General features: G+C 72.6%; 24 protein-coding genes. 12 read left to right on the forward strand and 12 right to left on the reverse strand.

Going from position 1 to position 23,786, the window contains the following annotated elements; all coding sequences use genetic code 11:
* Positions 1 to 3: 3 nt before the first annotated feature.
* Both H5V45_RS01120 and H5V45_RS01125 read right to left on the reverse strand, forming a co-directional pair.
* The gene (locus tag H5V45_RS01120) at positions 4 to 465 is read right to left on the reverse strand and encodes an NfeD family protein (RefSeq protein WP_185251233.1); all 462 of its coding nucleotides are present in this window, start codon (positions 463 to 465) and stop codon (positions 4 to 6) included.
* A 9-nt stretch (positions 466 to 474) separates the two neighbouring features.
* On the reverse strand, positions 475 to 1,275 hold the full coding sequence (locus tag H5V45_RS01125; RefSeq protein ID WP_185251234.1) for an ABC transporter ATP-binding protein: 801 nt from the start codon (positions 1,273 to 1,275) through the stop codon (positions 475 to 477).
* 91 nt (positions 1,276 to 1,366) lie between these two features.
* Between H5V45_RS01125 and H5V45_RS01130 the strand changes: the two genes are divergently transcribed.
* Positions 1,367 to 2,101: a hypothetical protein gene (locus H5V45_RS01130; RefSeq protein ID WP_343061366.1), complete on the forward strand. Its 735-nt coding sequence runs from the start codon at positions 1,367 to 1,369 to the stop codon at positions 2,099 to 2,101.
* Positions 2,102 to 2,134: 33 nt separating this feature from the next.
* On the forward strand, positions 2,135 to 3,364 hold the full coding sequence (gene serB / locus H5V45_RS01135; RefSeq protein ID WP_185251236.1) for a phosphoserine phosphatase SerB: 1,230 nt from the start codon (positions 2,135 to 2,137) through the stop codon (positions 3,362 to 3,364).
* On the opposite strand, the gene H5V45_RS01140 is transcribed toward serB, so the two are convergent.
* A complete protein-coding gene (locus tag H5V45_RS01140) occupies positions 3,361 to 3,882 on the reverse strand; it encodes a SixA phosphatase family protein (RefSeq protein ID WP_343061367.1) in 522 nt (173 codons plus the stop codon). The two genes, serB and H5V45_RS01140, sit on opposite strands and share 4 nt — an antisense overlap.
* A gap of 33 nt (positions 3,883 to 3,915) precedes the next feature.
* Here H5V45_RS01140 and H5V45_RS01145 point away from each other — a divergent pair, with 33 nt between their 5' ends.
* Genes H5V45_RS01145 through H5V45_RS01155 form a run of 3 tightly spaced genes read left to right on the forward strand, consistent with a single transcriptional unit; the run spans position 3,916 to position 8,059 of the window.
* A complete protein-coding gene (locus H5V45_RS01145) occupies positions 3,916 to 4,920 on the forward strand; it encodes a cyanophycinase (RefSeq protein ID WP_185251237.1) in 1,005 nt (334 codons plus the stop codon).
* Entirely contained in the window at positions 4,917 to 7,691 is a 2,775-nt protein-coding gene (gene cphA, locus H5V45_RS01150) for a cyanophycin synthetase (RefSeq protein WP_185251238.1), read from the forward strand. Before H5V45_RS01145 ends, cphA begins: the two co-directional genes overlap by 4 nt.
* Before the next feature lie 8 nt (positions 7,692 to 7,699).
* On the forward strand, positions 7,700 to 8,059 hold the full coding sequence (locus H5V45_RS01155) for a cupin domain-containing protein (RefSeq protein ID WP_185251239.1): 360 nt from the start codon (positions 7,700 to 7,702) through the stop codon (positions 8,057 to 8,059).
* Between the two features lie 3 nt (positions 8,060 to 8,062).
* On the opposite strand, the gene H5V45_RS01160 is transcribed toward H5V45_RS01155, so the two are convergent.
* The 4 genes from H5V45_RS01160 to H5V45_RS01175 form a co-directional block, all read right to left on the reverse strand.
* Positions 8,063 to 9,763 (reverse strand): Mur ligase family protein, encoded by a 1,701-nt coding sequence (locus tag H5V45_RS01160; RefSeq protein WP_185251240.1) that lies wholly within the window; start codon positions 9,761 to 9,763, stop codon positions 8,063 to 8,065.
* A gap of 16 nt (positions 9,764 to 9,779) precedes the next feature.
* On the reverse strand, positions 9,780 to 10,550 hold the full coding sequence (gene fabI / locus H5V45_RS01165) for an enoyl-ACP reductase FabI (protein WP_185251241.1): 771 nt from the start codon (positions 10,548 to 10,550) through the stop codon (positions 9,780 to 9,782).
* A 66-nt stretch (positions 10,551 to 10,616) separates the two neighbouring features.
* Complete coding sequence (fabG, locus tag H5V45_RS01170) at positions 10,617 to 11,321, reverse strand: 3-oxoacyl-ACP reductase FabG (protein ID WP_185251242.1); 705 nt, start codon at positions 11,319 to 11,321, stop codon at positions 10,617 to 10,619.
* A gap of 161 nt (positions 11,322 to 11,482) precedes the next feature.
* A complete protein-coding gene (locus H5V45_RS01175) occupies positions 11,483 to 11,695 on the reverse strand; it encodes a dodecin (RefSeq protein WP_185251243.1) in 213 nt (70 codons plus the stop codon).
* A gap of 77 nt (positions 11,696 to 11,772) precedes the next feature.
* Here H5V45_RS01175 and H5V45_RS01180 point away from each other — a divergent pair, with 77 nt between their 5' ends.
* Positions 11,773 to 12,123 carry a DUF3099 domain-containing protein gene (locus tag H5V45_RS01180; RefSeq protein ID WP_185251244.1) on the forward strand — a complete coding sequence of 117 codons (351 nt, stop codon included), beginning with the start codon at positions 11,773 to 11,775 and terminating at the stop codon, positions 12,121 to 12,123.
* 127 nt (positions 12,124 to 12,250) lie between these two features.
* Positions 12,251 to 12,457 carry an acetone carboxylase gene (locus H5V45_RS01185; RefSeq protein ID WP_185251245.1) on the forward strand — a complete coding sequence of 69 codons (207 nt, stop codon included), beginning with the start codon at positions 12,251 to 12,253 and terminating at the stop codon, positions 12,455 to 12,457.
* A gap of 30 nt (positions 12,458 to 12,487) precedes the next feature.
* Here H5V45_RS01185 and moaA read toward each other — a convergent pair whose 3' ends face one another.
* Positions 12,488 to 13,483, reverse strand: coding sequence for a GTP 3',8-cyclase MoaA (moaA, locus tag H5V45_RS01190; RefSeq protein ID WP_185254401.1), 996 nt, complete (start codon positions 13,481 to 13,483; stop codon positions 12,488 to 12,490).
* A gap of 78 nt (positions 13,484 to 13,561) precedes the next feature.
* On the opposite strand from moaA, the gene H5V45_RS01195 reads away from it, so the two are divergent.
* A complete protein-coding gene (locus tag H5V45_RS01195; RefSeq protein ID WP_185251246.1) occupies positions 13,562 to 14,554 on the forward strand; it encodes an SURF1 family cytochrome oxidase biogenesis protein in 993 nt (330 codons plus the stop codon).
* Here the strand turns inward: H5V45_RS01195 and H5V45_RS01200 are convergent.
* From H5V45_RS01200 to abc-f, 4 genes are read right to left on the reverse strand one after another with little or no spacing between them, the layout of a single operon-like run.
* Complete coding sequence (locus H5V45_RS01200) at positions 14,440 to 15,195, reverse strand: SDR family oxidoreductase (RefSeq protein WP_185251247.1); 756 nt, start codon at positions 15,193 to 15,195, stop codon at positions 14,440 to 14,442. The two genes, H5V45_RS01195 and H5V45_RS01200, sit on opposite strands and share 115 nt — an antisense overlap.
* A gap of 28 nt (positions 15,196 to 15,223) precedes the next feature.
* Positions 15,224 to 17,092, reverse strand: coding sequence for an ABC transporter ATP-binding protein (locus H5V45_RS01205; RefSeq protein WP_185251248.1), 1,869 nt, complete (start codon positions 17,090 to 17,092; stop codon positions 15,224 to 15,226).
* A gap of 18 nt (positions 17,093 to 17,110) precedes the next feature.
* Positions 17,111 to 17,917, reverse strand: coding sequence for an enoyl-CoA hydratase/isomerase family protein (locus H5V45_RS01210; RefSeq protein WP_185251249.1), 807 nt, complete (start codon positions 17,915 to 17,917; stop codon positions 17,111 to 17,113).
* A gap of 49 nt (positions 17,918 to 17,966) precedes the next feature.
* Positions 17,967 to 19,565 carry a ribosomal protection-like ABC-F family protein gene (gene abc-f, locus H5V45_RS01215; protein ID WP_185251250.1) on the reverse strand — a complete coding sequence of 533 codons (1,599 nt, stop codon included), beginning with the start codon at positions 19,563 to 19,565 and terminating at the stop codon, positions 17,967 to 17,969.
* A gap of 56 nt (positions 19,566 to 19,621) precedes the next feature.
* On the opposite strand from abc-f, the gene ypfJ reads away from it, so the two are divergent.
* From ypfJ to H5V45_RS22515, 4 genes are all read left to right on the forward strand, one after another.
* Complete coding sequence (ypfJ, locus tag H5V45_RS01220; protein WP_185251251.1) at positions 19,622 to 20,563, forward strand: KPN_02809 family neutral zinc metallopeptidase; 942 nt, start codon at positions 19,622 to 19,624, stop codon at positions 20,561 to 20,563.
* A gap of 87 nt (positions 20,564 to 20,650) precedes the next feature.
* Positions 20,651 to 21,088 (forward strand): response regulator, encoded by a 438-nt coding sequence (locus tag H5V45_RS01225; RefSeq protein ID WP_185251252.1) that lies wholly within the window; start codon positions 20,651 to 20,653, stop codon positions 21,086 to 21,088.
* A 315-nt stretch (positions 21,089 to 21,403) separates the two neighbouring features.
* A complete protein-coding gene (locus H5V45_RS01230) occupies positions 21,404 to 22,405 on the forward strand; it encodes a cytochrome P450 (RefSeq protein WP_185251253.1) in 1,002 nt (333 codons plus the stop codon).
* 37 nt (positions 22,406 to 22,442) lie between these two features.
* Entirely contained in the window at positions 22,443 to 23,786 is a 1,344-nt protein-coding gene (locus tag H5V45_RS22515) for an ATP-binding protein (RefSeq protein WP_185251254.1), read from the forward strand.

Genomic DNA, 23,786 nt, shown 5'->3' on the forward strand with positions numbered 1-23,786 from the left:
GACTTACGGATCGAGACGTGGGATCGGGTGGACGTAGGCGGTCGCGCCCTTGATCTGGAGGACCTCGACGGTCTCCCCGGGTGCGATCGCGATGGTGTCGTCGTACGGCGCGGCCGACCAGATCTCGCCGCCGAGCTTGATCCGGCCGTGCGTGAGCGCGGTGACCTCCTCGGTCACCAGGCCCTGCTGGCCGACCAGCTTGCCGTGGCCGAGCTTGAGGTCGGGGCCGGAGTGGAACTTCTTGACCAGGTCGGGGCGCACCAGGGCGAGCGCCCCGATCGAGGCGCCGGCGGCGACGAGCACCTGCACGACGAGGTGGGCGTCGAAGGCGGCCGTGACCATGCCGGCCAGGGCGCCGACGGCGAGCATGATGAGGATCAGGTCGAGGCTGAACATCTCGGCCACGCCGAGCACGATCGCCAGCCCGAGCCAGGCCTCCCACGCGTTGTCCCGCAACCAGTCCATGACCCGACCCTAGCCCCGGTGCGCGCGCGTGCGCCGTCGTGCGGCGAAGCGGCCGTCCTCGTGCGAGAGCTGGAGCGGCATGCCGAACGCCGCCGACAGGTTGGCCTCGGTGACCACGTGCTCGAGCAGGCCGGCCGAGATCACCCGTCCCCCGCGGAGCAGCAGGCCGTGCGTGAAGCCCGGGGGGATCTCCTCGACGTGGTGCGAGACCAGCACGGTGGCCGGCGAGTCGGCGTCCATGGCCAGCACGGACAGCGTCGAGACGAGGTCCTCGCGCCCGCCGAGGTCCAGCCCGGCCGCGGGCTCGTCGAGCAGCAGGAGCTCCGGGTCCGCCATCAGCGCGCGGGCGATCTGCACGCGCTTGCGCTCGCCCTCGCTGAGGGTGCCGAAGGTGCGGTCGGTCAGCGCCTTGGCGCCGACCTCGACGAGCAGGTCGCCCGCCCGCTCGTGGTCGAGGTCGTCGTAGGCCTCGCGCCAGCGCCCGACCACGCCGTACGACGCGGAGACGACCACGTCGTGCACGCGCTCGTGGCGCGGGATGCGCTCGGCGAGGGCGGCGCTGGTCAGGCCGATCCGCGGGCGCAGGTCGAAGACGTCGACGGTGCCGAGCACCTCGCCCAGGATCCCGGCGACCCCGGAGGTGGGGTGGATCTGCGCGGCGGCCACCTGCAGCAGCGTCGTCTTGCCGGCCCCGTTGGGACCGAGGATCACCCAGCGCTCGTCCTCCTCGACGGTCCAGTCGACCCCGTCGAGGAGCGTCGCCTGACCACGCCGGACGGTCACGTCGGCGAACTCGAGCACGGCGGTCATGGCGATCACCCTAGTCAGCCAGTCGGGTCGGGAAATGGGGCCACACCCTGGACGCGCCCCCGAGACGGGGCCGAGCGTATCCTCACCCGCCGTGAGCACCACTCTTCCCCCGTCCGCGCGTCTCGCCTGGTGGGGCACGGCCTGGCTGCGGGGTCACGTCGTCACCGACCTCCTCATCGACGCCGTGCTCGAGGACGACGCGACCCACGCCGTCGTCGGGCTCGCGGGTGCGGACGGCACCGAGACGCTCGTGACCGGCCTCGGTCGGCTGCGCGCCGCGGGGGCCGAGGGCCTCGGGCTCGCCGTCCCGGCCGAGGGCGACCCGGTCGGGCTGGGTGGCCCGCGGGCCTTCAACGACGCGGCGCTCGAGGCAGGCGAGGCCGTCGTCGCGATCGGCGCCGGCGCCGGCCTGGTCCCGCACCGCGTCGGCGCGGCGATCACCTGGACGGCGTACGCCGCCGAGCGTCGCCAGCTCCCCGATGTCGGTGACGCGGACCGCTCGCTGCGTGCCGCCCTGATCGACACCGCCGACACGCTCGCCCGGCTCGACGTGGCCCGGTGGCGGCCCGAGATCGCCGACCGCCTGATGAACCTGCGGCACCGGCACCCGCTGGACGCGCCCGACGGGGTCCCGCCACGGTGCGTCGACCTGGCGGCCCGCGGGCTGCAGGCGCTCGAGATCACCGACCTGGCGCTGGACCACGAGGGCGGCGCCGTGACGGCGTACGAGATCGAGGCACGCCGCCGGGCGCTGGTGCCGCTCGAACGGGCCGGACGCCGGGCCCTCGTCGCGGCCTGCTCGCCCGAGGTGTGGCCGCCCGGCTGAGCGGGTGCCGGGCGGGCGCTAGCCTCGGCGTCGATGACTGACTTCGAGATCCCGGGCGCCAAGCCGGAGACGCTGCTGATCACGCTGACCGGCAAGGACCGCCCCGGCGTGACGTCCTCGGTCTTCGCGACCCTGGCGCTGGCGGGCGTCGAGGTCCTCGACATCGAGCAGATCGTGCTGCGCCGCCGGCTCATCCTCGGCGTGCTGGTCACCGCCCCGCGCGACTGGAAGAAGCTGCGCGACGCCGTGGAGGAGACCGCGGCGTCCCTCGACATGAGCGTGGACGTCGACCGCGGCACGGGTGACAACAAGGCCCGCAAGGGCGGGCGATCGCACGTCACGATCATCGGGACGCCGCTCAAGGCCGCCGCCATGGGCGCCGTCGCCGGCCGGATCGCGGACTGCGGCGCCAACATCGACCGGATCGAGCGGATGGCGCGCTACCCCGTCACCGCGATCGACCTCCACGTCTCCGGCGCCGACCCCGACATGCTGCGGTCCGTGCTCGCCGCCGAGGCCGCGCGCCAGGGCCTCGACATCGCGGTCCAGCCCGCCAACCTGCTGCGCCGCGGGATGCGGCTCATCGTCATGGACGTCGACTCGACGCTCATCCAGGGCGAGGTGATCGAGATGCTCGCCGCCCACGCCGGCTGCGAGCCCGAGGTCGCGCGGGTGACCGAGTCCGCGATGCGCGGCGAGATCGACTTCGAGGAGTCGCTGCGGGCGCGGGTCGCACTGCTCGAGGGCGTCCCGGAGAGCGCCATCGGCGAGGTGTACGACGCCATCCAGCTCGCCCCCGGCGCCCGGACGATGGTGCGGACGCTACGTCGTCTCGGTTACCGCTTCGCGATCGTCTCCGGCGGGTTCAGCCAGATCACCGACCGGCTGGCCGAGGACCTCGGCATCCACTTCGCGCGCGCCAACGAGCTGGAGATCGTCGACGGCCGGCTGACCGGCCGGATCGTCGGTGCGGTGGTGGACCGGGCCGGGAAGGCCGCCGCGCTGCGCCAGTTCGCGGCCGAGGTCGGCGTCCCCGAGGCCGCGGTCATCGCGATCGGCGACGGCGCCAACGACCTGGACATGCTCAACGCCGCCGGGCTGGGCATCGCCTACAACGCCAAGCAGATGGTGCGCGACGCCGCGGACACGGCCGTGAACGTGCCGTACCTCGACGCGATCATGTACCTCCTCGGCATCTCACGCGAGGAGATCGAGGCCGCCGACGCCGAGGCCGGCATCGTCACGCCCTCTCCCCCGGTCTAGGCGCCGCGGCCGACGTGGAAGGCCGTGAGCCGCGCCGTGGCCACGCCGAGGTCCGCCCACGGGGCGTCCACCTCGAACACCGACAGCGCGGAGGTCGGGTAGCCGCTGGCGGCCATTGCGGCCAGCGCCTCGGGGTCGCCGTCCCCGTCGTCGAGCATCTGGGCGAGGTAGGCCATCGTCGGGTTGTGCCCGAGCAGCACGAGCACGCCCGTGTCGTCGGCCACCGCGCGCACCAGGTCCAGCGCGGTCTCGGGCCCGGCGGCGTACAGGCCCTCGTCGAAGGCGGCCTCGAGCGACCAGCCGGCGGCGTCGCTGAGGGCCCCCCAGGTCTCCCGGGTCCGGGTGGCCGCGGAGACCAGCGCCGCCTGCGCCACGATGCCCTCGGCGGCCAGCCAGCGACCGGCCGCAGCGGCGTCCTCGAGACCGCGAGGCGTCAGTGCACGCTGGTGATCCGTCGGTCCGACCTGTTCGGCCTTCGCGTGACGCATGACGACGAGACGACGGGACTGGCGCTGCACGGCGTCACTCTCACATGCCCTAGCCTCGCTGTCATGCCCAGGGGACCCCTCATGATCATCGGCGGCGCCGAGGACAAGCTTCGCAAGCGCACGATCCTCACGGACTTCGTGACCGCCAGCGGTGGCGCCGACGCCCGGATCGCCGTCATTCCGACCGCTTCCTCCCTCGGCCCCGAGGTCGTCGAGGTGTACGACGCCCTCTTCCGCAAGCTCGGCGCGGCCGACGTCGTCGCCGTGCGCCCGGAGACGCGTCAGGACTCGCACGACCCCGAGCTGGTCGCCCGCCTCGAGCGCGCCACCGGCATCTTCATGACCGGCGGCAACCAGCTCAAGCTCTCCTCGATCATCGCGGGCACGCCGCTCGCGGACGCCCTGATGGAGGCCCGCGAGCGCGGCGCCGTCATCGCCGGCACCTCAGCCGGCGCGAGCATCCAGTCCAGCCACATGGTCGCGTTCGGCGGCCCCGGCTCCACGCCCAAGCAGCGGATGACCCAGGTCGCCGCCGGGCTGGGCCTGCTCGAGCAGACCGTGATCGACCAGCACTTCGACCAGCGCAACCGCTACGGCCGACTGCTGATGATCGTCTCCCAGTCGCCCCAGCTGCTCGGGATGGGCGTCGACGAGGACACCTCGGCGATCGTCGAGGACGTCGACGGCCACGACGTGCTGCGGGTGGTCGGCCGCGGTGCCGTCACGATCTTCGACCCGACGCACATCGTCACCAACGCCTACGAGGCCCGACGCTCGGCGCCGCTGCTCTCCAGCGGCGTCGTGCTGCACGTGCTGCCCGCGGGCGCGACGTTCGACCTCACGACCCGCACCTTCGTCCCGGCGACCACGCTCGTGCACGACGCCGACGAGGCGCAGGAGCAGGCCGAGGCCAGCCACGACCTGCGCCGGCTCGCCCGCGACATCGCGGCCGCCGACGCCTCCCCCAGCGCCCTGCGCCGACGCCTGGCGCGCTCCCGCAAGAAGCCGGACACCGCGCCGGTCCCCGCCACCTCCACGGACCCCCACATGGACGGAGCACCTTCATGACCGAACGGCCGATGCCCGATCTCGCGATCGTCGAGACCCGCGTCTACCGCGGAGCCAACGTCTGGTCCTACGACAAGTCGATCCACCTCGTCGTCGACCTCGGCTCGCTCGAGAAGTTCCCGACCAACACGGTCCCCGGCTTCACCGAGAACATCCTCCAGATGCTCCCCGGCCTGCGCGAGCACTCCTGCTCGCGCGGTCGGCGCGGCGGCTTCGTGGAGCGGCTCAACGAGGGCACCTGGCTCGGCCACGTCGCCGAGCACGCGGCGCTGGCCCTCCAGCAGGTCGTGGGCCACGACATCCGTCGCGGCAAGACCCGTGCGGTCAAGGGCAGGCCCGGCTTCTACAACGTGATCTTCGGGTACGTCGACGAGCAGGTCGGTCTCGCTGCCGCCCGCCTCGCCGTGCGCCTGGTCAACCACCTCGTCGAGGCCGACCCGGAGTTCGACTGGGACAGCGAGCTGGAGGACTTCATCCGGCGCGCCCAGCGCACGGCCTTCGGTCCCTCCACGCAGGCGATCATCGACGAGGCGGTCTCCCGCGACATCCCGTGGATCCGCCTCAACCAGCACTCCCTCGTACAGCTCGGCCAGGGCGTGCACGCCAAGCGGATCCGCGCCACGATGACGTCGGAGACCAGCTCGATCGCGGTCGACATCGCCTCCGACAAGGACCTCACGACCAAGCTCCTCGGTGCCGCCGGCCTGCCCGTGCCCAAGCAGGAGATGATGCGCAGCGCCGACCAGGCGGTCCGCGCGGCCGAGCGGATCGGCTACCCGGTCGTGCTCAAGCCGCTCGACGGCAACCACGGCCGCGGCGTGATCCTCGACAACGAGAACGAGGCCGACGTCCGCGCGGCCTTCGAGATCGCCAAGGCCGAGTCCCGGCGCGGCGTGATCCTGGTCGAGTCGCAGATCGTCGGCAAGGACTACCGCTGCCTGATCATCGACGGCCGGGTCGCCGCCATCGCCGAGCGGGTGCCCGCCTCCGTCACCGGTGACGGCACCAGCACCGTCGAGCAGCTCGTCGACACCGCGAACGCCGACCCGCGCCGCGGCGTCGGCCACGAGAAGGTGCTGACCCGCATCAAGGTCGACGACGCTGCCGTCGAGCTCGTCCGCGAGCAGGGCTTCGCGATGACCGACGTACCCCCCGAGGGCACGATGGTGAAGCTCGCCCTCACCGGCAACATGTCGACCGGCGGCATCTCGATCGACCGCACGTTCGAGGCGCACCCGGAGAACGTCGAGATCGCCGAGGAGGCGGCCCGGATGATCGGGCTGGACATCGCCGGCATCGACTTCATCTGCCCCGACATCACCGAGCCCGTCCGCGAGACCGGCGGCGCGATCTGCGAGGTCAACGCGGCACCCGGCTTCCGGATGCACACGCACCCGACCATCGGCGAGCCGCAGTTCATCGCCAAGCCCGTCGTCGACATGCTCTTCCCGCCCGGCGCCCCGGCGCGGATCCCGATCGTGGCCGTGACCGGCACCAACGGCAAGACCACGACGTCGCGGATGATCTCGCACATCTTCAAGGGCATGGGCCGCAAGGTCGGCATGACGTCGACCGACGGCGTCGTCATCGACGAGCGGCTGCTGATCCGCTCCGACGCGTCCGGGCCCCGCTCCGCGCGGATGGTGCTGCAGAACCCCCGCGTCGACTTCGCCGTCTTCGAGGTGGCCCGCGGCGGCATCCTGCGCGAGGGCCTCGGCTACGAGCGCAACGACGTCGCCGTGGTCCTGAACGTCCAGCCCGACCACCTCGGGCTGCGCGGCATCGACACCGTCGAGCAGCTCGCCGACGTGAAGGCCGTGCTCGTCGAGGCGGTCCCGCGCGACGGCCACGCCGTGCTCAACGCCGACGACAAGCTCGTGCGCGAGATGCGCCGGCGCTGCTCGGGCCAGGTCGTCTGGTTCTCGATGGAGGAGCCCGGCTCCGAGGTCCGCGAGATGATCGACGCGCACTGCCGCCGCGGCGGCAAGGCGCTCGTGCTCAACCCCTCCGAGCGCGGCGAGATGATCGTGGTCAAGCACGGTCGCCGCGAGATGCAGCTCGCCTGGACCCACCTGCTGCCCGCCACCTTCGGCGGCAAGGCGCGGATGAACGTCCAGAACGCCCTCGGTGCCGCCGCGGCCGCGTTCGCCGCGGGTGCCCCGCTGCACGACATCCGCCAGGGCCTGCGGACCTTCTCGACGAACTACTACCTCTCCCCCGGCCGCCTCAACGAGGTCGAGGTCAACGGGATCAACGTCATCGTCGACTACTGCCACAACGCGCCGGGCATGAAGGCGCTCGGCGACTTCGTCGACCGCGTCGGGGACTCGCTGTCGTCCTCGCACGAGCTCGCCCGTCCCTCGCGGATCGGCATCGTCGCCACCGCCGGCGACCGTCGCGACGAGGACATGCGCGAGCTCGGGCACATCGCGGCCCAGCACTTCGACGTCGTGGTCGTCCGTGAGGACGTCCAGCTCCGCGGTCGCAAGCGCGGCGAGACGGCCGCGCTCGTGCTCGAGGGCGTGCGGACCGCGATCAGCGAGGGCGCCCGCTGCAAGCAGGTCGAGGAGGTGCTCGACGAGATCTCCGCCGTGCGCCACGCCCTCAGCCGGGCCAACAAGGGCGACCTCGTCGTCGTCTGCGTCGACAAGCACGGCGAGGTGATGGCCGAGCTGGAGACCTGGTCGCACCAGGCCCAGGCCGGCAGCGGCGACCGTGCCGACTCCCCCGCCGGCGACCCGGACTACGACGCCGCGTCCGCGGAGTCCTGAGGCAGCCCGTGCGCGTCCTCACCCTCGACACGGTGCCGCGCCGGGCGATCGACGAGCACGGCAGCCGTGGCTTCACGGTGGGCGGCCTCGGGATCACCGCGGACGCCCACCTGGTCGTGGTCCGGCTGGGCCGCGGCGGCCGGATCGGGCGGCACCCGGCCGCCGGCCGCCAGCTGCTGCTGGTCGTCGAGGGCGACGCCAGCGTCGCGGGCGCCGACGGCGTTCCGCAGCACCTCGTCCCCGGCCAGGCGGCCGTGTGGGAGCCCGGCGAGCCCCACGAGACCCGGTCCACCGACGGGCTCGTCGCGTTCGTCGTCGAGGGCGACCTCGACGTCGGCAGCCACGTGGGCGCGGTCGACGCGCCCTAGCCCTCAGGCGTCGGCCGCCGCCGCACGCACCTTGGCGGCCAGCGTCTCGTTGCTGTCCGAGGTGCCGCCCTGCGACGCGATCCAGTCGTAGACCTCCTGGCGCTCGGCGTGGCACATCAGGCCCACGACGTCGCCGGGCAGGGCCTGGCCGACGAGCGCGGACAGGGCGCCGACCTCGGTGGGGTACGACGCGAAGCTGGTGACCCCGACCCGCGAGGCGCCCGCGCGCATCAGGTCGTCCAGCTCCTCGTAGGTCCGGCCGCGGAGGTACTTCTCCTTGTGGCCGATGGCCACCACGTCGCTGTCGCGCGCCGCGATCTCGCCCAGCTTCTCGATCAGGTCGTCCTGGCGGTCCCCCACCACGCCGAGCCCGAGCAGCAGGCGGGCACCGGGACGGCGTACGCCGTTCATGATCTCGAACAGCGCCTCGAGGCCGGCCTCGTTGTGCGCGAGGTCGATCACGACCGTCACCTCACCGACGCTGAAGAAGTTCATCCGGCCCGGGTTGTGCTCGGCGTCGGGGCGGAAGGTGCGCAGCCCCTCGATGACCACCGCGCGGTCGATGCCGATGGCGAGGGCAGCCGAGGCCGCGGCCAGGGTGTTCTCGACGTTGAAGTGCGACAGGCCGGCCAGCGTCATCGGCACGTCGACCAGCTCGATCAGCGGGTCGGGGTCGGCGTTCGGCAGCAGCACCGAGACCCACCCGTCGATGACGGTGGTGGCGCGGCCGCCGGTGCCGAGCACCTCGCGCACAGCCGGGGCGTCGGGGTCGCGGGAGAACACCCAGGACTGCGCCTTGATGACGCCGCGCATGGCGAAGACCCGGGGGTCCTCGCCGTTCAGCACGGCCCAGCCGTCCTTGCGCGTGATCTGGGGGACCACGGACTTCACCTCGGCGAGCTGGTCGACCGTGTCGATGCCTTGGAGGCCGAGGTGGTCGGCGGAGACGTTCGTGACGACGGAGACGTCGTTGCGGGTCAGCCCGATGCCCTTGAGCAGGATGCCGCCGCGCGCAGTCTCCGTGACGGCGAACTCGACCTGCTTGTGGGCCAGGATGCGTCCGGCGCCGCTGGGGCCGGAGTAGTCGCCCGCCTCGACCATCTCGCCGTCGATGTAGATGCCGTCGGTGTTCGACCAGCCGACCAGCTTCCCGTCGGTGCGCGCGATGTGCGCGATCATCCGCGACGTCGTGGTCTTGCCGTTGGTGCCGGTGACCGCGACCACCGGGATCTTCGGCGTGATCGTGCGCGGCAGCTCGCCCGGCTCGGCGGCGGTCACGCGCTCGGCGGCCTCGCTCACGGCGGCCTCGATGTCGGCGCTGAGGAGCGCGTCGAGGACGTCGCCGATGGCACGGCCCATCACCTGGGCGCGCTCTCGGTGCTTCCACGGGAAGGCCACGACCAGCTGGTGGGGGTCGCTCGTGGGGCGCACCCGCACGGCCAGCTTCGCCGTGCCGGACTCGGACGCGACCGCCCGGACCAGCCGCGCCACGGCCCGCGCCGCGAACCGCTGGCGGAAGCCGGTCTCGGCGTGCCCGGGCCGGGCGTTCTTGAGGCCGATGCGCTTGGCGAAGCGCAGCGCGGTCTGGTCCGACGCCGCCGAGAGCCCGCTCACGTCCAGGGTCAGCTTGATGGCCGCCCGCGGGAAGTAGAGGTTCGGGCCTTCGAGGACACGGAGCTCGACGAGCGATGAGGTGGAGGGCACCCCGGAACGTTATCCGTTAGGCACCCATGGCGTGGAACCCGCCGTCCACGTGCACGATCTCGCCGGTCGTCGCGGGGAAGAAGTCGGAGAGCAGCGCGCACACGGCCTTGGCGGTCGGGGCCTGGTCGGTGTTGTCCCACCCGAGCGGCGAGCGCTCGGCCCACATCGAGTCGAGCTCCTCGAACCCGGGGATCGCCTTCGCGGCCAGCGTCTTCAGCGGCCCCGCGGAGACCAGGTTGACCCGGATGCCCTCGGGACCGAGGTCGCGGGCCAGGTAGCGCGACGTGGACTCCAGCGCGGCCTTGGCCACGCCCATCCAGTCGTACGCCGGCCAGGCGACCGTCGCGTCGAAGGTCAGCCCCACGACCGAGCCGCCGGGACCCATCAGCGGCTGCGCCGCGGTCGCCAGCGACTTCAGGGAGTAGGCCGAGACCTGCACCGCCTGCGCGACGTCCTCCCACGGCCCGCCGAGGAACTTGCCGCCGAGCAGCGTCTCCGGGTTGCCGTAGGCGATCGAGTGGACCACGCCGTCCAGGCCGTCGACGTGCTCGCGCACCAGCTCGGGCAACCGGGCGAGGTGGTCGGGGTCGGTGACGTCGAGCTCGAGCACCGGCGGCTCGGTCGGGAGTCGCTTGGCGATCCGCCGGGTGATGCCGAGCGCGCGGCCGAAGTTGGAGATCAGCACCGTCGCGCCCTGCTCCTGCGCGACCTTCGCCGTGGCGAAGCCGATGGAGGAGTCCATCGTGACGCCGGCGACCAGGATCCGCTTGCCGTCGAGAATGCCCATGTCTGTTCCTCTGCCTTCGTTGATCGAGGCTGGTGCCCTCGTTGATCGAGCCTGTGGAGATCCGGGTCAGTGACCCATGCCGAGGCCGCCGTCGACCGGGATGACCGCACCGGTGACGTAGGCGGCGCCGTCGCCGGCCAGCCAGGTCACCGCCGAGGCGATCTCGTCCGGGGTGGCGTAGCGGCCCAGGGGGACCTGCGTCTTGATGGCGGCCTTCTGCTCGTCGGTGAGCACGGCCGTCATGTCCGTCTCGACGAACCCGGGCGCCACGACGTTCGTCGTGATCGACCGGGAGCCGAGCTCGCGGGCCAGGGAGCGGGCCATGCCGACCAGCCCCGCCTTGGACGCCGCGTAGTTGACCTGGCCGGCCGAGCCCAGCAGCCCGACGACCGAGGAGATGAAGATGATTCGGCCGCGCCGCAGCCGCAGCATGCCCTTGGCGGCCCGCTTGGCGAGCCGGAAGGAGCCGGTGAGGTTGGTGTCGATGACCGACGACCAGTCCTCCTCGGACATCCGGAGGATGAGGGTGTCGGCGGTGATGCCCGCGTTCGCGACGAGCACCTCGACCGGGCCGTGCGCGGCCTCGATCTCGACGAAGGCGGCCTCCACCGCCGCCGCGTCGGTGATGTCGCAGCGGATGTCGAGGGCGCCCTCGGGCGCGCCGCCGTTGCGGGTGGTCACGGCCACCTGGTCACCGTTGGCGAGGAACGCTTCCGCGATCGCCCGCCCGATGCCCCGGTTGCCGCCGGTCACGAGGACTGATCTGCTCACGTCGTACGACGCTAGTGATTACCCCGGGGTAGACCTAAAGCGACGCGCGTCCCCGGTCCAGGAGCGGTCTCGATACGCCGGTCGCGAGCTTATGCCTCGCCCGCGCGGCTACTCGACCTGGGCGCCGCTCCCCGGCCCTCGCAGGCTCGGTCCGGGGCGCCTCAGTCGTCCTCCATCCGGAAGCCGAGCTTGATGCCGACCTGGAAGTGCTCGACGGCCCCGTCCTTGACCTGGCCGCGGACCTGGGTGACCTCGAACCAGTCGAGGTGGCGCAGCGTCCGGCTCGCGCGCTCGATGCCGTTCTTGATGGCGTCGTCGATGCCGTCCGGGGACGTGCCGACGATCTCGGTGACGCGGTAGGTGCGGTTCGACATGGGTGCCTCCTGGCAGACGTGACCGGTGCCTCACCGGCGGACGTGGGAGACGCAGCCTACCGACGTACAGTGGGGTCATGGCCCGGACCCACAGCCGCAGGACGAACGTCGCGGAGCCGGTGCGCATCACGACCGCCGCCTCGAGCCGCGCCGCCGACATCAACACCCGGCAGAAGCGCTACCTCATCTCGATGAGCATCCGCTCGATCTGCTTCATCGGGGCGGTGAGCACCGCGATCGCGGGCATCACCTGGGCGTGGCCGTGGCTGATCGCCGGCGCGCTGATCCTCCCGTACATCGCCGTGGTGCTCGCGAACAGCTCCGCCACGCGATCCGACGACTTCTCGCTGCGCGACGTCGCGTACGGCCGTCCGGAGCTCCTACCGGGCACGGAATCCGCGCGCCACTCCGGACCGGACCATATTTGACTTCGGTCCCCGAAGTGACAGAATCACCGGCGCGAGCTGGGTCTCCCCCGTCTCAGTTCGCACGTGGTGCCGGACGGCTTCCCCCGTGGCTGTCCGGCACCACTCATTTCTCCCCGAGGACGCCCTGATGACCGACGACGACGTCGACCGCTGCTCCGCGAAGGGCTGCCAGTCCCCCGCCGTCTGGGCGCTGCTCTGGAACAACCCGAAGCTGCACACGCCCGAGCGCCGCAAGACCTGGCTCGCGTGCGACGAGCACCGGACCTCGCTGTCGGACTTCCTCGGCGCGCGCGGCTTCCTCAAGGACGTCGTCGCGCACGTCCCGCCGGGCTGACTCCCGGGCTCGGACCGGAACCGGACCTGTTTAGCCGCCGATGGCCGACATCGGCCGGTCGGGCTGCAGGAACGTCGGGTCGTCGATGCCGTGCCCGGGCAGCTTGCCCCGCATCGCGATGACCCACCGGTCGGCGATCTCCTCGTCCGACGCACCGGCCCGCAGGGCACCCCGCAGGTCGGACTCGTCGCGGGCGAAGAGGCAGTTGCGGACCTGGCCGTCCGCGGTCAGCCGGACCCGGTCGCAGTCGCCGCAGAACGGGCGCGTGACCGAGGCGATGACCCCGACCGTGGCCGGGCCGCCGTCGACGAGGAACAGCTCGGCGGGCGAGCTGCCGCGCGGCTCGGCGGCGGGCGTGAGGACGAAGGACTTCTCGAGCCGCGCGAAGATCTCGTCCGCGGTGACCATGCCCTCGCGGCTCCAGCCGTGCTGGGCGTCGAGGGGCATCTGCTCGATGAAGCGCAGGTCGTAGTCCCGGTCGATCGACCACTGGAGGAGCTCGGCGGCCTGGTCGTCGTTGACGCCCCGCAGCAGCACGGCGTTGATCTTGACCGGGCCCAGGCCCGCGGCCTGGGCGGCCTCGAGGCCGGCGACCACGTCGTGGAACCGGTCGCGGCGGGTGATCTCGTGGAAGGTGTCGGCCCGCACCGTGTCGAGGCTGATGTTGACGCGGTTCAGGCCGGCCTCGGCGAGCGCGGCGGCGTTGCGGGCCAGCCCCAGCGCGTTGCTGGTGATGGACAGCTCGAGGTCGGGGTCCAGCGCGCGCGTGCGGCGCACGATGTCGACCAGGCCACGGCGTACGAGCGGCTCGCCGCCGGTGAAGCGGATCTCCTGGATCCCGAGGCGCTCCACGCCGATGCGGATGAGGTGGACGACCTCGTCGTCGCTCAGCACGTCGTCGTTCGGCAGCCAGTCCAGGCCCTCCGCCGGCATGCAGTAGGAGCACCTCAGGTTGCAGCGGTCGGTGAGCGACACGCGCAGGTCCCTGGCCACGCGGCCGTACTGGTCCTCGAGCAGCTGTGTCATCACCTCTGCAGTCTAGGTGCGGGGTCGCGAGACGGGGGGACCGCCCGGGTGCGCCCAGCATCCGGATAGCCTCGGTGGGTGCGTTCGTTCCGGTTCCTCGTCAGCAGGCGGTGGGCGCTGTTCGCGCTCACGGTCGTGCTGCTCGCCTGGGCCTCGTGGTGGCTGGGCGAGTGGCAGTTCCACCGCCTCCACGACCGCAAGGAGCGCAACGCCATCGTCGAGCGCAACGAGGCGCTGGACCCGGCCCCGGTCGCCGACGTCCTCGCCACCGGCCGCCCCGTCTCCGCCCAGGACGAGTGGCGTCGCGTCACGGCGACCGGCAGCTACGACACCGCGGACACCGTGATCGTGCGCTACCGCACCCGGGACGGCGCCTCGGGCATCGACGTGGTGGTGCCGCTCGTCACGGCCGACGGGTCGTCCCTGCTGGTGGACCGCGGCTGGATGGCGGCCGACAACCAGGGCACCGATCCCTCCGACGTCCCTCCCCCGCCCACGGGCACGGTCTCGGTGACCGGGTGGGTCCGCGTCGACGCGACCGGCGACAGCGCCCGGGTCGCGGACCAGTCGACCCGCGCGATCTCGAGCGCCCGGATCGGCGCGGCCCTCGACCGGCCGCTCTACGGCGGCTTCGTCGACCTCGTCGAGGAGAGCCCGGCGCCCGCGACCGCGCTGGAGCCGGCCGAGCTGCCCGAGCTCGACAACGGGCCGCACTTCTTCTACGGGCTGCAGTGGTGGTTCTTCGGCGTCCTGGCCGTCTTCGGGTTCTTCTACCTCGTCTACGACGAGTGGCGCTCCGCCCAGCGCGGCGAGCCGTCCCCGCGCGCCGAGGCGCTCGCCGAGCGCAAGCAGAAGCGCGCCGACCAGCGCGGGCACAAGCAGGCGGTGCGTGCGGCCTACCAGCGGGCCTACGAGGCCGAGCGGCAGCAGCGGGCGGGCGGCGCCCCCGCCGCGGCTCAGAGCGCCCGCAGCATGCCGCCGTCGACGGGCACCATCGCGCCCGAGACGAACGACGCGGCCGGCGACAGCAGGAACGCCGCCACCCGGCCGAACTCCTCCGGCGCGCCGTAGCGGCCGAGCGGGATCGCTCGCACCGCGGCCGCCTCGGCGGCCTCCGGGTCGCCCGAGGCCGCGTCGAGCTCGTCGGTGCGCTCGGTGCGCACCCGGCCCGGCAGCAGCCCGTTCACCCGGACCCCGCGCGGGCCGAGCTCGTCGGCCAGGGTCTTCGCGACCATGGCCAGCCCCGGTCGCAGCCCGTTGGAGACCGCCATGTCCGCCAGGGGCGCGCGCACGCTCGACGACAGCACGAAGGCGAGCGCGCCGCCCGGGCCCAGCTCCTGGCCGATCTCGCGGCCCAGGCGGACGCCGCCCAGGAAGACGGACTGGAAGGCCGAGGTCCACTGCTCGTCGGTGATGCCGGTGACCGGCCCCTTGGCCGGTCCCCCGACGCTGATCAGGGCGCCGTCGAGGCGGCCCCAGCGGTCCCGGGCCGCGGCGATCAGCCGGGCCGGGGTGCCGGGGTCGGCGTTGTCGGCCGCGACGGTCACGACCGCCTCGCCGAGGGCGCCGGTGACCGCCGCGAGCGAGTCGCTGGAGCGGCCGGAGACGACCACGCGGGCACCTTCGGCGACCAGGTGGTCCACTGTGGCGCGGCCGAGCCCGCGGGCGCCCCCGGTGACGACGTACACGCGGTCGGTGAGATCGAGGTCCATGACCCCGACCCTAGATCGGGAAGTGGCCTCAGGCGACCGGGACGTCCTGGATGAACTGCGTGCGGTAGAGGTCGGCGTAGAGCCCGCCCTGGGCGAGCAGCTCGGTGTGCGTGCCGGACTGCACGATGGTGCCGCCGTCGAGGACGAGGATGGTGTCGGCGTTGCGCACCGTCGAGAGACGGTGGGCGATCACCAGCGAGGTCCGGCCCTCGAGCGCGGCGTCGAGCGCCCGCTGCACGGCCGCCTCCGACTCGCTGTCGAGGTGCGCCGTGGCCTCGTCGAGCACGACGATCGCGGGTGCCTTGAGCAGCAGCCGGGCGATCGCCAGGCGCTGGCGCTCGCCGCCGGAGAGGCGGTAGCCGCGGTCGCCGACGACCGTGTCGAGCCCGTCGGGCAGCGACCGCACCAGGGTCGCGATCTGCGCCGCCTCGAGCGAGGCCCACACCTGCTCGTCGCTGGCCCCGGGCCGGGCGTAGAGCAGGTTGGCGCGGATCGTGTCGTGGAACATGTGCGCGTCCTGGGTGACGTACCCGACGGTGTCCTCGAGCGACTGCAGCGTCACGTCGCGGACGTCGACGTCCCCGACCCGGACGGCGCCGCTGCCGACGTCGTAGAGCCGGGCCACCAGGTTGGTGACGGTCGTCTTGCCGGCGCCCGAGGGACCCACGAGCGCGACCATCCGGCCGGGCTCGGCGACGAAGGAGATGTCGGTGAGGACGGGACCGCTGGGCCGGGACTCGGTGCGGGCCACCGCCTCGAGCGAGGCCAGCGAGATGTCGTCGGCCTGGGGGTAGGTGAACGCGACGTGGTCGAACTCCAGCCGGGAGGCGTGCGCCGGCAGGTCGCGGGCGTCGGGCTTCTCCTGGATGAGGGAGGGCAGGTCGAGTACCTCGAAGACGCGCTCGAAGCTGACCAGCGCGGTCATCACGTCGATGCGCACGTTCGAGAGGCCCTGGAGCGGGCCCAGCAGGCGCAGCAGCAGGGTGGCCAGCGCCAGCACGGTGCCGACGGTGAGCGCTCCGCTGACGGCGAGGTGACCGCCGACGCCGTAGACCAGCGCGGTGGCGAGCGCCGGGACCATCATCATCGCGGCGGCGAACACCCGCGTGATCAGGGAGATCCGGATGCCCAGGTCGCGGACCTTGGCCGCCTTGGTCCCGAAGAGGGAATCCTCCTCGCCGCGGCGGCCGAACAGCTTGAGCAGCATGGCGCCGCCCACGTTGAAGCGCTCGGTCATCATGTTGCCGAGGTCGGCGTTGCCGTCCATCTGCTCGCGGGTCAGGCCGGCCAGCCGGGCGCTGACGCCGCGGGAGACCAGCAGCAGGATCGGAAACATCGCCAGGCACAGCAGCGTGACCTGCCAGCTCAGCACCATCATCGCGATGCCGACGACCACGACCGAGATCGTGTTGGCGACCGTGCTGGACAGCGTGGAGGTGAAGGCGCGCTGGGCGCCGATCACGTCGTTGTTGAGCCGGGAGACCAGCGCACCGGTCTGGGTGCGGGTGAAGAAGGCGAGCGACTGCCGCTGCACGTGCCCGAAGACCTGGGTCCGGAGGTCGTAGATGAGCCCCTCACCGATCCGCGAGGAGAGCCAGCCCTCCCCCACGGTGAGCAGGCCGCTGACCACCGCGGTGCCGGCCATCGCCAGCGCGAGCAGCGTGATCAGGCCGGTGTCGCCCTGGTAGATGCCGTCGTCGACGATCCGCTGCACGAGCAGCGGGGTCACGACGACCATGCCGGCGTCGATCACGGTGAGGGTCAGGAAGAACGCGATGATCCGCCGGTGCGGACGGGCGAAGCCCAGGACCCGGCGGACGGTGCCGCGGTCCACCCGGTTGCTGACGAGGCTGCGGTCCGTCCGCAGGTGGCGCCACGCGGCGCCCGTTCCGTGCATGCCCGACAAGCTGGTCTCCTACTCCGGGGCCGCGGTGGCGCGGGCCAGCTCGGCCAGCGCCCGGAACCGCCTCGTCTGGGCTTCTCGCTCCAGACGACGCTGCTCCTCCAGGTCCCGCTGCGCCGCTCCCTGGAGCAGCGCCTTCGTCTCGGTCACCACGCCCGAAAGGGGTGCGGTGAGGGCCCCCACCAGGTCGGCGACGGTGGCGTCGAGGTCGGCGGCGGGGACGGCGGTCAGCGCGAGCCCGATGGCCACGGCCTCCTCGGCCCCGACCATGCGGGCGGTCGCGCAGATCTCCAGCGCCCTGGCGTAGCCAACGCTCTCGACCAGCGGCTTTGTTCCCGTCAGGTCGGGCACCAGCCCGAGCGCCGACTCCTTCATGCACAGCTGCGCGTCGTCGGCGACCACGCGCAGGTCGCAGCTGAGCGCCAGCTGGAAGCCGGCGCCGACGGCGTACCCCTGGACGGCGGCGACGGACACGAAGCGCGGGTCCCGCAGGAACGTGAATCCCTGCTGGTAGGCGTCGATGGTCGCGGAGACCTCGTCGTCGCCCAGCGCCAGCAGCCCGGCCACCGTCTCGACGCCGTCCCCGGCGCCGGAGGGGTCGAGCATGGCGCGGTCGAGGCCTGCGGAGAAGGTGGTGCCCTCGCCGCGCACGACGACGACGCGGATCTCGTCCCCGAGGCCGGCGCCGATCTCGGCCAGTGCGCGCCACATCGCCGGGGTCTGCGCGTTGCGGACCTCGGGCCGGTCGAGCGTGATCGTCGCGACGGGACCGACGAGGTCGAGGCGCAGGCCGACGGCGGCGAGGTCTTCAGGAGTCATGGGCGAAGTGTAAGAAGGTGCGCCGACAGTCCGCCGGCCAGCACCTCGCTCAGGCCAGCGAGACCAGGTCGGCGTAGTCCTCGTTCCAGAGGTCCTCGTCGCCGTCCGGGAGCAGCAGCACCCGGTCCGGCTCGAGGGCACGCACGGCCCCCTCGTCGTGCGTCACCAGGATGATCGCGCCCTCGTAGGTGCGGATCGCGGCGAGCACCTCCTCGCGGGAGGCGGGGTCGAGGTTGTTGGTGGGCTCGTCGAGCAGCAGCACGTTCGCGCTCGACACGACGAGCGAGGCGAGGGCGAGCCGGGTCTTCTCGCCGCCGGACAGCACGCCGGCGGACTTCTGCGCGTCGTCGCCGGAGAAGAGGAAGGAGCCGAGCACGCTGCGGGCCTCGGTGTCGGTCAGCTGCGGCGCGGCGCTCTGCATGTTCTCCAGCACCGTGCGGTTCGTGTCGAGGGTCTCGTGCTCCTGGGCGTAGTAGCCCAGCTTGAGCCCGTGGCCGGGCACGACCTCGCCGGTGTCGGCCTGGTCCACGCCCGCGAGGATCCGCAGCATCGTGGTCTTGCCGGCGCCGTTGAGCCCGAGGATCACGACCCGCGAGCCCTTGTCGATGGCCAGGTCGACGTCCGTGAAGACCTCGAGGGAGCCGTACGACTTGGAGAGCTCGGCCGCGGTGAGCGGCGTCTTGCCGCAGGGTGCCGGGGCGGGGAACTTGATCCGCGCCACCTTGTCGGCCTGCCGCTCGCCCTCGAGCCCGGCCATCATCTTCTCGGCGCGCTTGAGCATGGACTGGGCGGCCGTGGCCTTGCTGGCCTTGGCCCGCATCTTGTTCGCCTGGTCGGTGAGCGTCTTGGCCTTGGTCTCGGCGTTCTGGCGCTCCCGCTTGCGGCGGCGCTCGTCGGTCTCGCGCTGGGTCAGGTAGGCCTTCCAGCCCATGTTGTAGACGTCGATCTGACCGCGGTTGGCGTCGAGGTGCAGCACCTTGTTGACCGTGGTCTCGAGCAGGTCGTTGTCGTGGCTGATCACGATCAGCCCGCCCTTGTGCGCCTTGAGGAACTCGCGCAGCCAGACGATCGAGTCCGCGTCGAGGTGGTTGGTGGGCTCGTCGAGGAGCAGCGTCTCGGCACCGGAGAAGAGGATGCGCGCGAGCTCGACCCGACGACGCTGGCCGCCCGAGAGCGTCTTGAGCGGCTGCGCGAGGATCCGCTCCTCGATGCCCAGGCTCTTGGCGATGGTGGCGGCCTCGGACTCGGCGGCGTAGCCGCCCCCGGCGTGCAGCTCGGCGTCCGCGGCGCTGTAGCGGCGCATCGCCCGGTCGCGGACCTCGTCGTCGTCGCTGCCCATCTCGATCTCGGCGGTGCGGAGACGGCGTACGACGTCGTCGAGGTTGCGCGCCGAGAGGATCCGGTCGCGGGCCAGGACCTCGGGGTCTCCGATGCGCGGGTCCTGCGGCAGGTAGCCCACGTCGCCGGTGGCCATCACCTTGCCGCTGGCGGGCAGGGCCTCGCCGGCGAGGATCTTGGTGAGGGTGGTCTTGCCGGCGCCGTTGCGCCCGACGAGGCCGACCTTGTCACCGGCGGCCACGCGGAAGGTGACGTCCTCCATGAGAAGTCGGGCGCCGACGCGGACTTCCAGGTGCTGAGCGGTGATCATGAGGCGCTTAGTCTAGGGCGGCGGGGACCAACCCCCGGCATCGCGAAGGGGTACCCATGCGCTTCAACCCGAAGGCCCGACTCGACACCAGCCGGGTCGGCGACGCCGGTCGCGGCCGACGCTCAGGCGGCGGGGGCGGCGGCGCCATCCCGATCCCCGGCGGGATGCGGGCCGGCGGCGGCATCGGCGGTGTGATCATCGTCATCCTCTTCCTGGTGCTCACGCAGTGCCTCAACAACGGCGGCGGGGGCGGCGGCGCCGCGGCGGACACCCTGAACACCAGCCGGATGGCCGACACCGGCCGCTACTCCGGCTGCAAGACGGGCGCCGACGCGAACGACAGCGCGGACTGCGCCCGGGTCGCGGTGGAGAACTCACTGGTGGACTACTGGTCCGCCACGCTGCCCGACCAGTCGAGCACGAAGTTCCGGCCCGAGGCGGGCGTCGAGACCTTCACCGACGCCATCGACACCGGCTGCGGGCAGGCCTCCTCCGACGTCGGGCCGTTCTACTGCCCGAGCGACCAGTTCATCTACCTGGACACCACGTTCTACGACGCGGTGCTCGAGAAGCAGCTCAACGGCCCCAGCGGCGCCTTCGTCGAGCCCTACGTCCTCGCGCACGAGTTCGGCCACCACATCCAGAACCTCCTCGGCACGATGAGCCAGGTGAAGACCCAGCAGGGTCCGACCAGCGACTCGGTCCGGCTCGAGCTGCAGGCCGACTGCTACGCCGGCATGTGGACCAAGGGCGCGACGACCACGAAGGACGCCTCCGGCCAGGTCCTGATCCAGGACCTCACCGACCAGGACATCCAGCAGGCCATCGCCGCCGCCACGGCGGTCGGGGACGACCGGATCCAGGAGGAGACCGGCGGCAAGGTGAACCCCGAGCAGTGGACGCACGGGTCGGCCGCCGAGCGGGTCGCGTGGTTCAAGAAGGGCCTCAGCCAGGGCTCGCTCGAGGCCTGCGACACCTTCGCGCCGAACGCGCTCTGACCCGTTCGCGGGGGGGCGTGTCCACGGGTCTGCCCGAGTGCCGTACTTCAGGCACGAGCGGGTCGTCCAGGCGGTACCGTCAGTCACGTGAGTAACAGCGACGTCCACGACGACTCGACCCACGGGGGGTCCTCTGGGGCATCGCCCCCAGCACCCCTGCGGGTCCTCGTCGCCGAGGACTTCGAACCGGTGCGCACGTTGACGGCGCGGATGCTCACCAAGCTCGGCCACGGTGAGGTCGACGAGGCCGAGGACGGCCAGGAGGCCGTGGACGCGCTCGCGGCCCGGCACTACGACCTGCTGCTGCTCGACCTCTCGATGCCCCGGCTGACCGGGGTCGACGTGGTGCGCTGGCTGCACGCGCACCCCGAGCACGCCGACGGCCTCACGGTCGCGGTGCTGAGCGCCTCCGCCCACGCCGAGCGACCGATGCTCAACGAGCTGGGGGTGACGCTGGTGCTGCCGAAACCCGTACGGATCCAGCAGCTCTCGGACCTCATCGACGAGGTCCAGCGGACCCGCTGAAGGACCTCCGGCGAGGTGGTCGAGCGGATCTGTCTATACCACGTGCAAACGTCGGTGGAACGGGTACCCTGCTGCCCAGGGAGTATCTAGGGAAGGGAACACCTCCATGCTGAAGAAGTTCATGCACCAGCGTGCCATCGCCCGCGCAGGCCGCACCATCAGTGCCGCCTACTCGTGGCGTCCCAGTCTCTGACTGGCACGAGCAGCACGGACGGCGCCGGCAGACCTTCGGGTCTGCTCGGCGCCGTTCTGCGTGCCGTGGGGTCCCCCGAACCCGTCCCGCTCGGGCCTGACCAGCCCACGCTCGTCCCCACGGTGCGCGACGCGCGCCTGACGCTGACCCGGGGCGAGCAGTTCGTGCTGCCCTTCGACGTCAGCCGCCGACGGTTGCGCGGCGACCCGGGCCACAAGGTCACCCGGCCGCTGTCACCCGCCGCGGTCGCCGAGGGCCGTCGGGTGTTCGCGGCCGAGCTCGCCGCCGTCGTACCCCACCCGCCGGAGGTGGACACGATGCAGCTGCTGCGCGTGCCGGTCGCCCGCGCCACCACCGCCGCGCTCGTCCCCGAGGCCGCCCCGGACGCCCAGGCGGAGATCGGCGACCTGGTCCTCGGCTGGATCGACTCGCTCGCCCCCATCATCAGCGCGCGCCGGCCGCCACGCCGCTGGTCCCGGGTGGCCCGCGCCGAGGTGGCCGTGAGCGACCGGCTCGTGGAGCGCCTCGGCGCCGCGGGATGCGAGGCCCCGCGCGGTACGGCGGCCGCCCTGGCCGCCGGCATCCAGGTCCCCATCGCGGCCGGGGCCTGGTGCCTGACCCAGCTGGCCAGCCACCCCGAGGTGCTCCGACGGTTGCGGGACCAGCCGGCCACCGCCGAGGACGTGGTCTGGGAGACGCTGCGCCTGTATCCCCCCAGCTGGCTGCTCCCCCGGATCGCCACCGAGGACGTCGTCATCGGCACGACACCGGTCAGCGCCTACACGCCGCTGATCGTGAGCCCCTTCGCCCTGGGCCGCCTGCCGGAGGTCTGCCCGGGGCCGGAGCAGGGGCAGGCCGACCTCGATGTGTTCGAGCCGGAGCGCTGGCGGGTCGACGGGGCGCGCCCCGGCGCCTGGTTGCCCTTCGGCGTGGGTGCCCATGCGTGCCCGGGCCGCAGCCTGGGCCTGGCGTTGCTCGCGGACCTGGTCCGGTGGGCCGCCGCGCTGGACCTGCTGCCGCAGGACGCGCCCGGCATCGACGCCAGCCGGGGCCTCGCCCCGACCCCCTCGGTCGTCGGGCTGGGGACCTGCCCCCACCAGCCCGTGGTCCAACTCCCGCAATGACGCACCCCCACCCCCCTCGCTGCGTATCATTTCCTGTGTGACCGACGCCCCCGCCCTGACGGTCGACACGCCTCGCGGCCAACCGTCCAACTCGACCCCGGAGGCCGGGGAGCTGGCCGTGTCGATCCTGCGCGGCGAGGGGAGCGTGACCGAGGCGGTCGAGCGGGTGGGGCGGCTGCTCTCGTCCTACCCCGGCGTCGACCTCCTGACGGTGTCCCTCATCCAGGTCCAGCCCGCCGCGGGCAGCGGTTGGGTGCACCTGGGCCAGCGCGCCTGGCTGCGCGAGTGGAGCCGACCCGGGACCACCGCCTCGATCGCCCCGCGCGAGGACGCCGGCGCCGAGCAGGCGCTGTCGATGCCCTGGGTCTCGCCACGCGCCCGCCGCGGCATCGTCGTCGTCCCCGACGCCGAGGCGCTTCCCCCCGAGGCGCAGCAGGACCGCCGCGAGCTCGCCACCTGCGGCGTCCGGGCCCTGGTCACCAGCGCGATGGTCGTCGACGAGGTGATGTTCGGCAGCATGGCGATGACCCGGGAGACCCCGGGCGAGTGGCCGAGCGCGTACGTCGCGGACGTCGGCCTGCTCCGCGCGGCGCTGGCCTCCCGGATGGCCGCGGTCCGCGCCCAGGAGTCGCTCGCCGACGCGATCCGGCGGGGCGACCAGGCCCGGGCCAGCCAGCAGCAGTTCTTCTCCGCGATCGGCCACGAGCTCCGCACCCCCATCGCCGCCATCGTGGGCACGGCCGAGATGCTCGGCGCCGACGCGCGCGACCACGCCGCCGCCGACGGGGCCGCCGCGCCCTTCGCGGGCGAGGTCGCCCGGGACGCCGACGTGGTCCTCAGCGCCGGGGAGCAGCTGCTCGCGGTCGTCGACGACCTGCTCAACACCGGGCAGGACCTCGGCGGCGGCGTCGAGAGCCAGTGGGTCGAGATCGCCGACGCCGTGAGCGACGTCGTGCACTGGCTGCGCACGCCGGCCACCAGCGCGCGGATCACGGTGACCGCCGACATCGCCCCCGACACGCGGGTGCTGACGACCCCGTCCGGGCTGCGGCAGATCCTCACCAACCTGGTCGGCAACGCCATCGCCTACAACACCCCCGGCGGGACGGTCGACGTGACCACCTCGCGCACCCGCGACGAGTTCGGCGAGCACCGCGTGCGGATCAGCGTGCGCGACAGCGGCCCGGGCCTCACCCTCGACCAGCAGCTCGACGTCTTCAAGCCGTTCGTGCGCTTCGCCGGCCCCGAGACCAAGGGCACCGGCCTGGGGCTCTCGCTGTCGCGGTCGCTGGCCGAGCGCGACGGCGGGATGATGGGCGTCGAGTCCGTCGCAGGCGAGGGCTCGGTGTTCTGGGTCGACCTGCCGGCCGCGCCGGCCTGA

It is taken from the genome of Nocardioides luti (assembly GCF_014212315.1).
In the GTDB taxonomy this organism is placed as follows: Bacteria; Actinomycetota; Actinomycetes; order Propionibacteriales; family Nocardioidaceae; genus Nocardioides; species Nocardioides luti.